This is a genomic window from Cohnella sp. GCM10012308, assembly GCF_042649185.1.
Lineage (GTDB): Bacteria > Bacillota > Bacilli > Paenibacillales > Paenibacillaceae > Cohnella.
The window spans coordinates 165,795-182,203 of record NZ_JBHRYU010000013.1 but is presented as its reverse complement, the minus strand read 5'-3'; the positions used below and the strand labels follow the sequence as shown (position 1 = coordinate 182,203).

General features: G+C 62.5%; 10 protein-coding genes. 9 read left to right on the top strand and 1 reads right to left on the bottom strand.

Annotated features, from left to right (window positions below; genetic code table 11):
- Positions 1 to 214 precede the first annotated feature (214 nt).
- Positions 215 to 745 (bottom strand): hypothetical protein, encoded by a 531-nt coding sequence (locus tag ACFOTD_RS16325; RefSeq protein ID WP_378120540.1) that lies wholly within the window; start codon positions 743 to 745, stop codon positions 215 to 217.
- On the opposite strand from ACFOTD_RS16325, the gene ACFOTD_RS16320 reads away from it, so the two are divergent.
- From ACFOTD_RS16320 to ACFOTD_RS16280, 9 genes are all read left to right on the top strand, one after another.
- Positions 728 to 1,195 carry a RidA family protein gene (locus ACFOTD_RS16320; RefSeq protein WP_378120538.1) on the top strand — a complete coding sequence of 156 codons (468 nt, stop codon included), beginning with the start codon at positions 728 to 730 and terminating at the stop codon, positions 1,193 to 1,195. The genes ACFOTD_RS16325 and ACFOTD_RS16320 overlap by 18 nt on opposite strands.
- On the top strand, positions 1,192 to 2,289 hold the full coding sequence (locus tag ACFOTD_RS16315; RefSeq protein WP_378120536.1) for an alanine racemase: 1,098 nt from the start codon (positions 1,192 to 1,194) through the stop codon (positions 2,287 to 2,289). Before ACFOTD_RS16320 ends, ACFOTD_RS16315 begins: the two co-directional genes overlap by 4 nt.
- 17 nt (positions 2,290 to 2,306) lie before the next feature.
- Positions 2,307 to 3,509 (top strand): M20 family metallopeptidase, encoded by a 1,203-nt coding sequence (locus ACFOTD_RS16310; RefSeq protein WP_378120534.1) that lies wholly within the window; start codon positions 2,307 to 2,309, stop codon positions 3,507 to 3,509.
- On the top strand, positions 3,506 to 4,576 hold the full coding sequence (locus ACFOTD_RS16305) for a Gfo/Idh/MocA family protein (protein WP_378120533.1): 1,071 nt from the start codon (positions 3,506 to 3,508) through the stop codon (positions 4,574 to 4,576). The genes ACFOTD_RS16310 and ACFOTD_RS16305 overlap by 4 nt, the downstream gene beginning before the upstream one ends.
- A 37-nt stretch (positions 4,577 to 4,613) precedes the next feature.
- Positions 4,614 to 5,471 carry a sugar phosphate isomerase/epimerase family protein gene (locus ACFOTD_RS16300; protein WP_378120531.1) on the top strand — a complete coding sequence of 286 codons (858 nt, stop codon included), beginning with the start codon at positions 4,614 to 4,616 and terminating at the stop codon, positions 5,469 to 5,471.
- A 91-nt stretch (positions 5,472 to 5,562) separates the two neighbouring features.
- On the top strand, positions 5,563 to 6,441 hold the full coding sequence (locus tag ACFOTD_RS16295; RefSeq protein ID WP_378120529.1) for a sugar phosphate isomerase/epimerase family protein: 879 nt from the start codon (positions 5,563 to 5,565) through the stop codon (positions 6,439 to 6,441).
- Between the two features lie 42 nt (positions 6,442 to 6,483).
- Entirely contained in the window at positions 6,484 to 8,787 is a 2,304-nt protein-coding gene (locus ACFOTD_RS16290; protein ID WP_378120527.1) for a glycoside hydrolase family 3 N-terminal domain-containing protein, read from the top strand.
- Positions 8,788 to 8,847: 60 nt separating this feature from the next.
- Entirely contained in the window at positions 8,848 to 12,039 is a 3,192-nt protein-coding gene (locus tag ACFOTD_RS16285; RefSeq protein ID WP_378120525.1) for a beta-galactosidase, read from the top strand.
- Positions 12,040 to 12,290: 251 nt separating this feature from the next.
- Entirely contained in the window at positions 12,291 to 16,397 is a 4,107-nt protein-coding gene (locus tag ACFOTD_RS16280) for an S-layer homology domain-containing protein (protein WP_378120523.1), read from the top strand.
- Positions 16,398 to 16,409 lie beyond the last annotated feature (12 nt).

Below are 16,409 nucleotides of genomic sequence, written 5' to 3'. Positions count from 1 at the left end.
GGGGCGGCGACGCAATAACGCTTCAAGGAAGAGCAACACCGTATTGCCGCTGTTCAGCTTCTTCGCATAGCGGTCGGCTAGAAGAAAACGAGCATGTTCGTCGAACCAACTGAATAACTCACGGAGTACGGGGGTAATAGATACCATGAGTTCTCCTTTCTTGGTGGTTCGCACACTTCCACCTTAGGAGAACTCTTCCTTTTTGTAAAGCTACCTACCATGTCAAGTTCTTTGCAAAGCTATTGGTGAAATCGGAGGTTTGCTGCGAAATAACGATATGCCAGCGTCTTATTCCGGCGGAATCGGCGGTTGGAAGCGAAATAACGATGTGCCAGCGTCTTATACCGGCGGAATCGGCGGTTTGCGGCGGAATAACGATGTGCCAGCGTCTTATATCGGTGGAATCGGAGGTTTGCTGCGAAATAACGATGTGCCAGCGTCTTATTTCGGTGAAATCGGCGGTTTGCTGCGAAATAACGATGTGCCAGCGTCTTATATCGGCGGAATCGGCGGTTTGCGGCGAAATAACGATGTGCCAGCGTTTTATATCGGCGGAATCGGCGGTTTGCGGCGAAATAACGATGTGCCAGCGTCTTATTCCGGCAGAATCGGCGATTTGCGGCGGAATAGCGATGTGCCAACGTCTTAATCCGGCGGAATCGGCGGTTTCGGCGGTACGCAGCGGAGTACAAATCGTGTTACTACAACCAAACAGGAGGGATTCGCAATGGGACAAGCCGAACAAGCGCTGGAGCGGCTCGGGATCACGCTTGGCGAGGTGCCGCCTCCGGTGGCGTCTTATGTGCCGGCCAAGCAGGTGGGCAATGTGGTCTACACGTCGGGCAACGACTGCCGCATCGACGGCGTGCTGATGGCGACGGGCAAAGTTGGATCGGATCTGACGGTGGAGGAGGGCTACGCGGCCGCGCGCCAGGTGGCGATCAACCTGCTCGCCGTGCTCAAGGCGCATCTGGGGGAGCTGGACCGAATTAAGCAGGTCGTCAAAATGCTGGCGTTCGTCAACTCGGCCGACGGCTTCACCCACCAGCCGTTCGTCATTAACGGCGCCTCGGATCTGCTCGTGGAGGTGCTTGGCGAAAAGGGGAGGCACGCCCGCTCGGCGATCTCGGCTAACGAGCTTCCGTTCGATACGCCTGTCGAGATCGAGCTGATCGTAGAGGTCGAGGAGGCGTGAGCCTCTATGCAGATCTGACGACGCCGGCCGTCATCGTCGATCTGGATATCGCCGAGCGCAACATCTCGGCGATGGCGGAGCGCCTGCGGCGAAGCGGCGTCGCCCACCGGCCGCATATGAAGTCGCACAAGTCGGCCGCGATCGCGCGCCGCCAGCTGGCGGCGGGGGCCGTCGGCATCACGGTGGCCAAGCTGTCGGAGGCGGAGGCGTTCGCGGACGCCGGCATCAAGGATATTCTGATCGCCTATTCGATCGTCGGCGAGGACAAGCTGCGTCGTCTCGAAGCGCTGCATCGCCGCGCGAGCCTGATCGTGACGGCTGACAGCATGGCCGCTGCGAAGGGGCTGTCCGCCGTTGGCATGCGGACGGGCAAGCCGGTCCGGGTGCTGATCGAGATCGACGGCGGCCTTCATCGCGGCGGACGTCAGCCGGGCGAGGACACGCTGGCATTCGCGAGAGCGCTGCGCGAGCTGCCGCGGATCGAGATCGCCGGTCTGATGGGCTATTACGGAAAAATCTACGCGCAGCGGGACGAAGCCGGCTTCACGGCGGCGGTCCGCGTCGAGGCGGCCGAGATGAACGCCACTGCGGAGCTGCTTCGCGGCGCCGGCATCCCGGTCGGCATCGTCAGCACGGGCTCGTCGCCCGCGGCAATTTACAGCCACGAGCTCCAGGGCGTGACCGAAGTAAGAGCCGGCAACTACGTGTTTTTCGACGCGTCCGGCGTCGGTCTCGGCATCGCCCGCGAGGAAGACTGCGCATTGCGCGTTATCGTGACCGTCGTCAGCGTGCCGCTTGCGGGCCGCGCGACGATCGACGCGGGAACGAAGACGCTGACCGGGGACCGGGCTCACGGCCGCGAAGGCTATGGCATCGTCGTGGGCCAGCCGGGCATTCGGGTATCGGGCTTGAACGAGGAGCACGGCTTTCTGGAATTCGATCCGGAGGCTGAGCAGTTGAAGGTCGGCGACCGGCTGGAGCTGGTGCCGAACCATTCCTGCGTGCTTCCGAACCTGTGCGACAGGGTGGCCGGCGTGCGCGGCGGACAACTGGACGAGTGGATCCGGATCGACGCCCGCGGATGCTGCTACTAAAGAAGAGGGGGAAGAAGATGACCGTTCCGATCGTCGATCGCGAAGAGATCTGGCGGGTGCTCCGGGACTTGGTGGCGATCCCCAGCGTGAATCCGGCTTTTCCGGGCGGAACCGGCGAAGCCGACGTGGCGGAATACGTCCGAAACTATCTGGAGAGCAACGGCATCCGATGCATCGTGCAGCCAGTCTCGGAAGGCAGAAGCAACGTCATCGGCATGCTGCCCGGCATTCGCGCCGGCAAGACGCTGCTGCTGGAGGCGCATATGGACACGGTGCAGACGACGGGTATGACGATCGAGCCCTTCGCCGCAAAAACAGAGTCCGGCCGTCTGTACGGCAGGGGCGCATGCGATACCAAAGCGTCGCTGGCCGCGATGCTGGTCGTACTCGGCACGTTCGCCCGCAGCGGACACAAGCCGCCGATCGGCGCGCACCTGGCGGCGGTCGTCGACGAGGAATACCGCTATGCCGGCGTGGCAAAGCTGGCCCAGGCGATCGAAGCCGGAGAGCTCCGCTACGAGGCCGCGATCGTCGGCGAGCCGACGGGGCTGAGCCGGGTCGTGGCGCACAAGGGCTGCGTCCGCTTCCGCATCGAGGCGCGCGGCGTCGCAGGTCATAGCTCGGATCCGAACAAGGGCGTCAACGCGATCGAGCAAGCGATGGAGATCGTCCGCTACCTGCGCGAGATCGTCGAGCCCGGCTACGAGGCGCTGCGGCATCCGCTCGTCGGACCGCCGACGCATTGCATTGCGCAGATCGAGGGCGGAGACGCGCCGAACACCATTCCAGGGACTTGCACGCTGACGATTGACCGCCGCACCGTTCCAGGCGAGGAACCGCTTGACGTCTGGGAGCGGATGAAGGCTGGCCTTGAGCGGCTCGCGCGGGAGACGCCGGGCCTCGAGCTCGTCGTTCACGAACCTTTTATCATCGATTACGCCATGGAAATCAATAACGATGCGCCTGTGGTCGGCAAGCTCGCGCGCGCGGTGGAACAGGTGAAAAGCGGGACCGTCGAGCATGGCGCCGCCTATGGAACGGATGCGAGCAAGCTGGCCAGGGTCGGCGTCCCGTCCATCGTCTTCGGACCGGGCGACATCCGCCAGGCGCATACGGACGACGAATGGGTGGAGCTGACCGAGGTGTGCGCGGCCGCGGACGCGCTCGTGGCGCTCATCGCGAATTACGGAAACGAAGAAGGGGAGGAAGAAACGGCATGAGCAGCACGAACCAAGTGAAAATCGGCGTCGTCGGCGTCGGGACTATTTCGGAGCTTCACCTGAACGCCTACAAGAACAACCCGAACGTCCGCATCGAGGCAATCTGCGATCTGAACGAAGAGCGGGCGAAGGCGACTGCCGCCAAGTACGGCGCGCCGCAGGCGTTTTCCGATTATCATCGCATGTTCGCCGAAGCGGGACTGGACGGGGTAAGCATCTGCACCTGGAACAACACCCATGAGCCGATCGCGATCGCGGCGCTTCAAGCGGGTCTTCACGTTCTGCTGGAAAAGCCGCTCAGCACGACGGTCGAGGCGGCGCTTCGAATCGAGGAAGCCGTCCGTTCGACGGGCCGCAAGCTGCAAGTCGGCTACGTCCGCCGCTACGACAACAATGCGCAGCTCGTGAAGCAGTTCGCGGACGCGGGGGAGTTCGGCGAGTTTTATTACGCGAAGGCTTCGAGCATCCGCCGGGTGGGCAACCCGGGCGGCTGGTTCACAGACAAGGAGCGCTCCGGCGGCGGTCCGGTCATCGATATCGGCGTGCACGTCGTCGATCTCTGCTGGTACCTGATGGGCCGCCCCAAGCCGGTGTCGGTTTCCGCGAATACGTATCGCAAGCTCGGCAACCGCGCCAACGTCAAGCATATGACCTCCTATAAAGCGGCCGATTACGACGCCTCGCGCAACACGGTCGAGGACATGGCGAACGCGATCATCCGCTTCGAGGGCGGCGCGTCCCTTCTATTGGAAGCGAGCTTCACGCTGCACGCCAAGGAAAACAAGACGACGATCTCCCTCTTCGGCGACAAGGGCGGCGTCGAGATCGATCCGGCGCTCGCCATCGTGACGGAGAAGCACGACACGATTCTTAACGTGACGCCGCAGACGGATCATCCAGGCTTCCACCTGGAGAGCGCATTCCAGAACGAGATCAACCACTTCGTCGACTGCGTCCGGACGGGCGCCGAGCCGATCAGCCCGGTGTCCGACGGCGTCGCGGTCATGAAGATGCTGTGCGGCATTTACGAGTCGGCGGAAAAGGGCGAGGAGATCCGGCTCTCGTAATCGCGGGCGGCCCGAAACTGGAGAGGAGCGAACCTGCGTGAAGCTGGGCGTCAGCACATACAGTTTGTATCAGGCGATCTTGCGCAAGGAGATGGACGTGCTGGACGTCATCGACTGGACGGCGGACCAGGGCGGAGAACATATCGAGATCGTCCCCGTCGGCTACAACCTTTTCGAAGAAGAGGGGCTCGCGGAAAAGATTGCGGCGAGAGCGGCGGCACGCGGCATCGAGGTGTCCAACTATGCCGTGCGGGGCAATCTTGTCGCGGAGAGCGAGGAAGCCTTCCGCGCGGAGATCGAGCGGCTCAAGGGCGAGGTCGACATGGCGGCGAGGCTGGGCGTCAAGCGCATGCGGCACGATGCCGCGACGCACCCGGACACGTCGGCGGCGCACTATGCGAAGCTGCTGCCGCGCCTGGCCGAGGGCTGCGCGGAGATTGCGGACTACGCCGCCCGCTGCGGCATCGTGACGAGCGTCGAAAATCACGGCTATTTGCTCCAAGCCTTCGATCGGGTGCTCGGCCTCGTGCATGCGGTCGATCGGGAAAACTTCCGCACCACGCTCGACGTGGGCAACTTCGTCTGCGCGGACGGCGATCCGCTGGCTTCGGTGCTCGCAAGCGTCCCTTTCGCATCGATGGTGCACTTCAAGGATTTCTACATCCGGCCGCCCGGTCGCGATCCGGGCGAAGGCTGGTTCCGCAGCACGGCGGGCAGATATCTGCGCGGCGCGATCGTCGGTCAGGGAGATCTCGACCTGCCGGGCATCGTATCCGTTATTAAGGGCGCCGGGTATGACGGCTACGTCTCTATCGAATTCGAGGGTATGGAGGATTGCCGCGACGGGACGCGCATCGCCTTGGCGAACGCGCGGCGTCTGTGGGACGAAGCGTAATTCGCGGACAATTTAGCGTCATTCGGCACGCTGGCCGGGTGGCGCGTTTTTTTCGGAAGAAGAGCACTGAAAAGGGGAGGAAGGGATGAACATGTCCGGGAATAAAATCGGCGTTATCGTAGACAGCTTCCGGGTCGGCGTCCGGGAGGGCCTTCGCCGCGCGCGGACGATCGGCGCGGACGGCGTGCAGATCTATGCGGTGGACGGGGAGATGGACCCGGCCGGCCTGTCGGCTGCGGCACGCGCGGAGCTCAGCGCATACATCGCCTCGCTGGGGCTGGAGATCTCGGCGTTGTGCGGCGATCTGGGCGGACACGGCTTCCAGGACGGGGCGGCGAACGCCGCCAAGATCGAGAAGTCCAAGCGGATCCTCGATCTGGCGCTGGATCTGGGCACGAACATCGTCACGACGCATATCGGCATCGTGCCGGACGATCGCGACGGCGCGGTATACGAGGCGATGCAGCGGGCTTGCCGCGAGCTCGGGGCGTACGCGACGAGCCTTGGCGGGTATTTCGCGATCGAGACCGGGCCCGAGCGGGCGGCGCATCTGCGCGCGTTCCTCGATACGCTCGGTGGACGCGGGGTCAGCGTCAACTTCGATCCCGCCAACATGGTGATGGTGACGGGCGACGATCCGGTGCAGGGCGTCTATACGCTTAAAGAGTACATCGTTCACACGCACGCGAAGGACGGCGTCCGGCTGCGGGAGGTCGATCCGCGCGAGATCTACGGGGCGCTCGGCTACGAGCCGATGAGTCACGAGAAGATCGCTGAGGAAGCGGCGGCGGGCGACTCGTTCCGGGAGCTGCCGCTCGGCGAGGGCGCGGTTGATTTTCCGGCTTATTTCGCGGCGCTTAGAGATATCGGCTACGAAGGCTATCTGACCGTGGAGCGGGAAGTCGGGGACGATCCGGAGGCGGACATCGCGAAGGCGGTCGCTTTTCTCAAGGCGCATGGAGTGGGCTGAAAAAAGAAAGCAAGAGCAACGATGCGAAAGGAGGAGCAACCGATGCGATACCGAGACAGCAAGCTGCCGGTCGATGCGCGGGTGAGCGATCTGCTGGCCCGGATGACGACGGAGGAGAAAATCGGCCAGCTCGTCCAGCCGTTCGGCTGGAGAGGCTTCGACAAAGGGCGAGCGGGATGGACGATGACCGAGGCGTTCCGGCAGGACGTTCGCGAAGGCAGGATCGGCGCCTTGTACGGCATGCAGCGCGCGGATCCATGGACGCAGGTCACGCTGGAAAACGGCTTGACCCCGCGCGCGGGAGCGGAAGCGGCGAACGAGGTGCAGCGCTGCGCCATAGAGGAATCCCGGCTCGGCATTCCGCTGCTGATGGGGGAAGAATGCTCCCACGGCCATATGGCGATCGGGGGAACCGTATTCCCGGTACCGCTCTCCATCGGCAGCACGTGGAGTCCCGAGCTGCATGAGGAGATCTGCCGCGCGGTGGCCGCGGAGACGAGAAACCGCGGCGGCCACGTGACATACTCGCCCGTGCTCGACGTCGTCCGCGACCCCAGATGGGGACGGACGGAGGAGACGTTCGGCGAGGATCCGTACCTGGTCGGCGAGTTCGGCGCCGCCAGCGTCCGGGGCTACCAGGGAGAGCGGCTGGACGCAGAGGATTCGATCGGAGCTACGCTCAAGCACTTCGTCGCCTACGGCAGTTCCGAAGGAGGCCGCAACGGCGCGCCCGTGCATATGGGGCCGCTCGAGCTGCAGACGATCGATCTCCCTCCGTTCCGCAAGGCGATCGAGGCGGGCGCCTTGTCGCTCATGCCGGCGTACAACGAGATCGACGGCGTGCCCTGCACGTCCAACCGCCATCTGCTGGAGGACGTGGTCCGGCGCGAATGGGGCTTCAACGGCTTCGTCATCACGGATTGCGGCGCGATCGACATGCTGGCCAGCGGGCATAACGTGGCCGACGGCAACGCGGAAGCGTCCGCGCTCGCGCTGAACGCCGGCGTGGACATGGAAATGTCGGGCAGCGCGTTCCGCGCCAATCTGGCTGCGGCTCTCGAAGAGGGCCTCGTCACGGAGGAGCCGCTGGATCTCGCGGCCGGGCGCGTGCTTGCGGCGAAGTTCCGGCTCGGCCTGTTCGAGCGGCCCTATGCCGATCCGGCCGCTGCCGAGGCCGTCGTCGGGCGGCCCGAACACCTGGCGCTCGCCAAGCGGGCAGCCGCGGAAGGCACGGTGCTGCTCAAAAACGAGGGCGGCCTGCTGCCGCTAAGCCGCGAAGGCCTGCGCAGCGTCGCCGTCATCGGGCCGAACGCGGACGCGATGTATCATCAGCTCGGCGACTATACGGCGCCGCAGCCGCGCGGCAGCGTCAGCACCGTGCTAGACGGCGTTCGCGCGAAGCTCGCCGGCACTTCAGCCGAGGTGCTGTTCGCGCCGGGCTGCCGGGTTCGCGGAGAATCGCGGGAGGGCTTCGAGGCAGCGCTGGCCGCGGCCGATAAAGCTGAAGCCGTCGTGCTCGTGCTGGGCGGATCCAGCGCGCGGGACTTCGGCGAAGGGACGATCGACCTGCGCACGGGCGCTTCCATCGTTAGGACCTCCGGGGAGAGCGACATGGATTGCGGAGAGGGCATCGACCGCGCGGCGCTCGGGCTGTCCGGCGTTCAGGCGGAGCTCGCCAGGGAGATTCACGCGCTGGGCAAGCCTTTGATCGTCGTATATGTGAACGGACGGCCGATCGTGGAGCCCTGGATCGACGACAACGCCGCGGCGATTCTCGAGGCCTGGTACCCCGGACAGATGGGCGGCGAAGCGATCGCCGATCTGTTGTTCGGCGATGCCGCGCCTTCAGGCAGGCTCTCCGTCACGATTCCCCGTCACGCCGGGCAGCTGCCGCTGACCTACAACGGCAAACGGACGCGCGGCAAGCGGTACCTGGAGACGGAGCTTGCGCCGAGATATCCGTTCGGTTTTGGCCTCGGCTACACGACGTTCGAATATGCCGACATCGAGCTCGACAAGGCTGTGCTGGCGGATGGCGAGGAGGCGATCGCCCGGGTCAAGGTGACCAACACGGGGGAACGGGAAGGCATCGAGACGGTCCAGCTGTACGTGACGGACTTGGTCTCGTCCGTCTCCCGGCCGGAGTGGGAGCTCAAGGGGTTCCGCAAGATCAAGCTCGCGCCGGGACAGACGGAGACGGTGACGTTCGCGCTCGGCTTCGAGCAGCTTGCGCTGACGATGCCGGACGGCCGGCGCTTGGCAGAGCCGGGCGGCTTTGTGGTCCGGATCGGACCCGATTCGTCCCGAGGGCCGACTGCCGAGCTGCAGGTGAAAAAGGGCGGATAAGCGGGAACTGAGCCGTGTCAGAAAATTGGCCGGCAACGACGACAAAGACGAGATCGATACATGGACGACATGGACGACATCGACGAAATCGAAGACAACGGAGGAAACGATCCGATGCGCAATATTGCGATTTTATATGACGAGAGCCTGCCTTTTGCCGGAGAACGCCCCGACGCCCGAGCGCTGCAAGAGTTGGCGAAGCTGGGCACGCTGGCGGCGGCCGGGGAGTGGGAAGCGGCGCTGGAGCATGCGACGGCAGCGATCCATCTTCAGGGTCCTTATTTTCCAAAAGAGGATTGGCCTGCGCTTTCCGCTTTTCTGAAGCGGGGCGGCGGCCTGCTGCACGTGGGCGGCGCGCCGTTCCGGCGTCCCGCATACCGGGGCGAAGACGGCACGTGGCAGCTGGAGACGGAGCAGACGGCTTACCATCAACTGCTCGGCATCCACGAGCTCCTTCCCGTAAACCCGGGTCCGATCGAGAAGTATCGGGCTTCCGAGGAATTTCCGCTTTTCGAAGGCAGGGAGGAGCTGTTTAGCGTGCAGCCGACGTACGGCATCGTCGCGCACTTCACGACGCTCGACGACCATCCGGGCGACGGGGGGACCTCCGGCCCGATGGACGCGCATCTGTATCCGCTGCTGAAGGGCGTATCGCGGGACGGGCGCGAGGTGGCGGCGCCGGCCGTGCTGTTGGACAACACCAAGGGCGTCTTCGCAGGCGGCCGATGGTTGTTCGTTCATCTGCAGGCGGAAGCGAAGCTGTGGCAGGACGAGGGGCTGCGAGCGCTCGGGGACTGGGCCGCCTATTGCGCGAGAGGCGTGACCGAGATTTGGTTTAAGCCGAACTACGCCAGCTATGAGCGCGGGGAGCGGCCTATTTTCACCGTACAGCTTCAAGAGCTGGGCAGACTCGGGGGCGGAGAGGGATCCGTTTCGCGGAAATGGACCTTCGAGCTGGAAGTCTTCCGCACGGGCGAGGATGGGAGCCGCGAGCTTCTCTGGAAGGAACGCGCATCGCTGGATGCCTCCCGCGAGCTACGGTTCGTGCGGCTTCCCGCCGGGTTGAACGCCGAGCCGGGTTATTACGAAGCGGAATGCCGGGCGACGTCCGATGACGGGGAGACCCGTCTGCTTCGCCAAGGCTTCTGGGGCTTCGACCGCGAGCTGCTGGCCGAGGGACAATTCCTGGCGTGCGGCCGCGATTATTTCGAGCGCGGGGGCAAGCCGGTTCCGATCGTCGGGATGACCTACATGACGTCGGACGTGGCGCGCAAGTTTCTGCTGCTGCCGAACGCGGCCGCCTGGGACCGCGACATGGCCGAGATGAGCCGGGCCGGCATCAATCTGATCCGCACCGGCATCTGGTCGATGTGGCGGCAGACGATGTTCGTCGACGGCCACGCGTCGGAGGAGACGATGCGGGCGATCGACGCCTTCCTGCTGACGGCCAAGCGTCACGGGCTCGAGGTGACCTTCACGTTCTTTACTTTTACGCCTGAGCTGTGGGAGGGGTCGAATCCGTACCTGGATCCACGGAGCGTGGAGGCGCAGAAGCGTTTTATCGCCGCGATCGTATCGCGTCACGCCGCCTCGACGCATGTGCACTGGGATCTGATTAACGAGCCTTCTCTGTTCGATCCGAAAAACATTTTTAACGGCGCGCAGACGGCGGGAGATCCCTTTGAGCGGAAGTTGTACGTGGAGTGGCTGAAAGCCCGTCACGGTAACGGCATCCGGGTCCTTCAGGAGCGCTGGAACATGACGCCGGAGGAGCTGCCGGACTTCGAGTCGGTCCGCGCGCCGACGGCGGCGGACCTGCAGTTCAAGATTACCGGCGTACAGCCGCGGCGCAATGCCAGGCTGCTGGATTACACGCTTTTCTCCATGGACATGCATAACCGTTGGATCGGCGAACTCAGCGCGACCATCCGCGATGCGCAGCCTGCGCAGCTCGTGACGGTCGGCCAGGACGAGGGCATCTGCAGCCAGCGGCCGTCCCCGTTTTTCTACGGACCGGCAGTCGACTACACGACTGTGCATACGTGGTGGCAGAACGACGATCTGATGTGGGACGGCATCTTCACGAAGACGCCGGACAAGCCGAACCTCGTTCAGGAGACCGGCCTCATGTACGTAGAGACGCCGGAGGGCAAGGCGAAGCGCTCTGAGCGCGAGTTGAAGCCGATTCTCGAACGCAAGTACGCGTACGCCTTCGCTTCGGGCGGTGCCGGCGCCGTGCAGTGGATCTGGAACATCAATCCCTACATGGACAACGTCAACGAGTCGAATATCGGGGCGCTGCGCGCGGACGGCACGCAGAAGCCGGAGGCGGACGTGTCGTACGACTTCGGCCGATTCATGGCTTCGATCTCGGACTTGTTCAAGGAGCGCAGGCTGGAGGAAACGGCGGTCGTCTATCCGTTCTCCAACGACTTTTCGACGCGCAAGCTGGCGATGGACGCGACGACGCGGCTGACCCGCACGATGCTCTACGAGCTGAAGCAGCCGATTCGCGGACTGTCGGAGTATGCGCTGGATTCGCTGGACAGCCATGCCCCCAAGCTGCTGATCGTCCCGAGCCCGCACAACTTCAGCGGCGAGGCGCTGGAGCGACTGCTGGCGCACGTCGAAACGAAGGGCGGCACGCTGCTGTTTACCGGCCCGATGGGACTGGACGAATACTGGCGTCCGACGTCCCGCATGGCATCCCGGATCGGGGAGACGCGTTGGGCCAACGTGCGAAGGGAAGAGCTGCTGCTGCTCGAGGGGCGGGCGCTGCCGGTCTCGTTCCCCAAGCTGCGGTTCGCCGAGACGGCCAAGGAGCTTCCGGCGGATGCGGCGGATGCGAACGGCACAGTCTCAGTTACGGTTCAGCCGCTCGGCCGGGGCAAGCTGATCCGCTGCCCGCTGCCCGTCGAATTAAACGAGCGGAACGCAACGCTGACGGAGCTGTACCGGTATGCGCTGGGCGAGGCGGGCGTCGGACCGGAGCTGGAGTGGAGACGCGGCGGCGAGCTGCCGGGCGTTTTCGGTCGCAAGCTGGATTTCGCCCAAGGCTCGCTGTTCATCTTCGTGTCCGAGTATGCGGTGCCGGCTGACATCGAGGTGCGCGATCCCGTTGGCGGAGGCATTTACCGGTTCGAGCTCGAAGCCGAGCGCTCGGTACTGTTCGCAATCGACCGCTCCGGCGCCGTGACCGCCGTTTACCGGCCGGACGAGACGCGGATCGAGCGCTTGAACGAGCAAGAATAATAGTCTTTTCCGACAAGCCGCCAGGGTGCGTTCCTGGCGGTTTTGTTTTTTATGCGAGCCCCCGCGCCTGCCCCAAGTATGAACGTAGATCAACAAACGAGCCCGCCGCATTCACTCCCCGCTTTCGCTCCCCGCCCCGCTTTTTGTCGAAAGTTCACCAAATGATTACATAAAATTGGATTGGAATTGACATGGGCCATCTATAATCTCCTTTATTGGCAGCACGCATTAAAGAGAGGATGTGCCTGAAATTGAGAATTAGTCAGCCTGGTATTACCCGTATCGTCATCGGATCGATGGCGGTCCTATTGTCCGTTCCCTTCGCCGTACCGGCGTCCGTCAAGCATGTCGCGCACGCAGAACCGACTTATGGCGACGCAAACGGCGTGTCGATATTGGAAGACTTCGAATCTGGCAGTGCCAGCGTCGTTAAATTAAATCCGAAGCGGGTCGTATCGGCCGGCGTGTCGATCGAGGACGATAAGCAGTATGTGAGAAACGGTAACTACTCTCTTAAAATCGATTACGACATGATCGACGTCGTCGATAATCCGTCGCAGCTGGAGCTCGCTCCAGGCGCTGGCAGCATCGCGATTCAGGGCAACCCGATCAAGGTCGGCTTATGGGTATACGGCAACAATGACGGTCACCTGTTAACGACGAAGTTCCGCGACAGCAAGGGTTCTTCTTTTACGCCTGAATATTATGCGGACAGTAGCGTCGGCGTGAACTGGACAGGCTGGAAGTACATCGAGGTCGACGTCCCTCAGGACAAGATCCTAGGCAGCTCCCTGGAGCTCTACTTCCAGGTGAAGCAGTCCGATATGTCCAAGAAAAACAAGGGCTCTCTCTGGATCGACGACGTTCAGCTGATCTACGTGGACAAGGGGCTCGATCATGAAGTTCCAGCGATTCAAGCGATCTCTCCGGCGCCGAATGCATTGCTAACGAGCGACCTGGATAAGTTCGAGGTGAGCATTCAGGACGTGCAAGCGGGTACGGACACGCTGTCCGGTATCGACCCGACCTCGATCACGCTGCTCGTGGACGGTCAGGATCTGACGGCGCAGGCGACTTACTCAGAGGAAACGAAGCTGCTGACGCTGCCTGCAGCGCTCATCACGAGCGGCTACCACGAAGTCGTCGTGACGGCCAAGGACAAGGCGGGCAATCCGGCTCGTCTGAGCTATTCCTTCACGGAAGACGCCGGCGAGCGTCTCGTCATGTCGGCGCCGGCCGAGGCGATCAGCAACGAGCTGTACGAAGTGACCGTCTCCCTCGCCGGAGACCGGACGAGCAAGTCTTCGAAGGTCTCGCTCCAATACGATCCGAGCACGCTCGTCGTCGAGCAGATCGTCTCCAAGAACGGAACGACGGCAACCAAGACGTCCGATGCAGAGGGCGTGCTCCAATTTGACGTGAACGATATTCAGTCTTCGGGCGACCTCGCCACGGTGCAATTCCGCGTGAGCTCCGATGCCGTACTGAACCGCGGGGAAAACTTCAAGCTTGTGAAGATGAGCGCGGGCACGCTCGTTTCGGATGCAGCCAGCGTATCTTCTTTGGCCCAGCCTGTGCGTTACACCATCGCGTTTCCTTACTTGATCGCGGTGGATGGCGTAGGCTTGAATACGGCGACGACCTTCAAGGTGACCAAGCATGACGGAACGCCGTTTGCAGGCGCGGACGTTTTCCTGCGCGGATTGCTGGGGCAGATGGCCGTCCTTACGATCAATGCGGAAACGCCGGTTTATGAGGACGACGATACGTCGGAGCCCGTGGTGACAACTCTTCCCGCAGGTACGCGTATCTATGGAACGCCGGAATCGGACGACGGCTGGTTTGAAGTTCAGCTGCCCGACGGCGTGACGACAGGCTACGTTCAAGAAGCGAACGTGGACGTCGCATCAATCGTTCCCTTGAACGGTTCCTTGGGCCAGACGGACGAAAATGGCGAGCTGAAAACCGACGTGGCGACATTGGCGAAGGGCACCTACAAGGTGCAAGCGGTCGTCGGCAGCCAAAATAGCGCGGCGATGAGCTTCGAGGTCGTCGAGCCCTATGGCATCATGGAGCCGGAATACGTACAAACGTACATTACAGAGGATTTGTCTTCTCAGCTTAGCGTAGGCTGGACGACAAGCCCGCTGGCCAAGACGAATTACATTCAATACGTAAAGGCAGCGGATTGGAAAGAGGATAAGCTGGTCCCGGACGACTCCAAGATTACGACAGTCAAGGCGGAGAGCGCCAATCAAGTGCTTAGCGAGCTGGAAAACGGACCGAAGGGCGAGATCCGGTTCCACACGACGCTGGTCGACGGGCTTAGCGAATCGACCGCCTATAAGTATCGGGTAGGTGGCGGAGACTCCAAGTGGAGCGAGTGGTATGACTATTCGACGACGGATGCGAAAACGTCCACGCCGGTATCGTTCGTCTTCGTCACGGATTCCCACATCAAGGCCGACAACGGCAAGGAAACGTATCAATCTCTCATTCAAAACGCGCTAGACACGTATCCGGATACCCAATTCCTGATGCATGGCGGCGACGCGGTGGATGCGGGCGGCGCGTTCGCGGAGTGGAAGCGATTCTGGGAGGCATCGGGCAGCTACGCGACGTCCCTTCCTTCGGCGACGACGCTTGGCAACCATGACGTCAAGGCAGAAGGCAAAGAGGTCTATGCCAAGGGCGCGATCCTGCCGGACAACGGACCGGATACGTACAAGGAATACGCGTATTCCTACGATCTGGACGAGGCCCACTTCGTCGTCCTGAACTCCGAGGGAACGAAGGAACAGATGGCGCTTCAAGCGGAATGGCTGCGCAAGGACCTGGACAGCAACAAGAAAAAATGGACCATCGCGATGTTCCACCGTCCCGTCTACCATACGGAAGCCGGCCGCGGGGATCTCGTGGAAGACGTTAAGGTTTATTTTGCCGATATTCTCGAGAGCCATAAGGTCGATCTGGTCCTGGTCGGACACGATCACGTGTATGCGAGAACGCATCCGATGGCGGGCGGCAAGGTCGCCGCGAACGGCGTCGGCACCGTGTACCTGGACGGCGGCGCTTCCGGCTGGAAGTTCTACGACGGCGAGAAGTACGATTACCTGAACTTCTCGTTCGATGACGACGTACCTGTCTATTCTCACGTTCAAGTCGCGGACGACGCGATCAAGGTCGAAGCGAGAACGCTGACCGGCGAGCTCGTCGATTCATTTGCGATTGCCAAGACGAACGGCAGCACGGATCCGGGCACGCCCAACACGAGCACGCCGAACAACCAGACCGGTTCCGGTGAAACGGATAAGACGGTGCATGAGCTGACGGAAAAGGAACTGCAAGCAGTCCAGGCGAACGGCGATCTGACGGTGAAGGTATCCGGCACGATTCAGCAGTTAAAAATCGATCCGAGCCTTCTGGCCAAGCTGGCCGCCAACAAAGTCGATTCCCTGGTCATCGAAGGCGACAATCAGCCGCAAATCCGGATCGCGGCAGCCGGGCTGAGCGCGCCGGCCGACGGATCGGATCTCGTCCTGACGTGGAAGAAGGAAGAACTCGAGAATGCCGGCACCCTGAATCAGGTTGCGACGGCACCGAACGCGGAAGCTTCCAGTCGCTTGGCCTTCAGCGTATCCTCCAACGGCAAGGCATTTGCGTACACGTTGGATTGGAACAGCTTGTCGCTTACGCCTTATACGAATTTGTACCGGGTGACCGAAGGCGGTAAGCTGGAGCTTGCGACCTTCAGCCTCGTCAACCAAAAGCAGACGCCGGCCCTGTCCTCGGGCGTGACGTATGCGGCGGTTGAAGTGAAGCACGGCTACTCGGATCTGGCGGTTTCCCACTGGTCGTACCCGTACGTCCAAATGCTGTCCGGTATCGGCGTTATCCAAGGCACCGGCGACGGTCTGGTGAGCCCGGACAAGAAAGTGACGAGAGCCGAATTCACGACGATGATCGCAAGAGCGCTTGGGCTTCAGGCATCGGGCTCGGCTGCCTTTGCGGACGTGAAGGCAGGTGCCTGGTACGGCTCGGCTGTTGCCGCAGCGGTGGAGAACGGCATCGTAATGGGCAACGCCGACGGCCGATTCAATCCGAACGCGGACATCTCGAGGCAGGAAATGGCGGTCATGATTCAGCGCGCGCTGGACTACCGCAAGGTTGCGGTTCCGCAGGACGGCGGAGCGAGCTTCGGCGATCAGGCCGACCTCGCGGCTTGGGCGCGCGAAGCGGCCCAAGCGCTGAGCAAGCTGGGCTTGATGGAAGGCGATGCGAACGGCAGCTTCAAGCCGCTTAACCCGGCGAGCCGCGCGGAAACCGCCAAAGTCATCTCGATGCTCTTGTTCCAATAATCGAATCGCTAG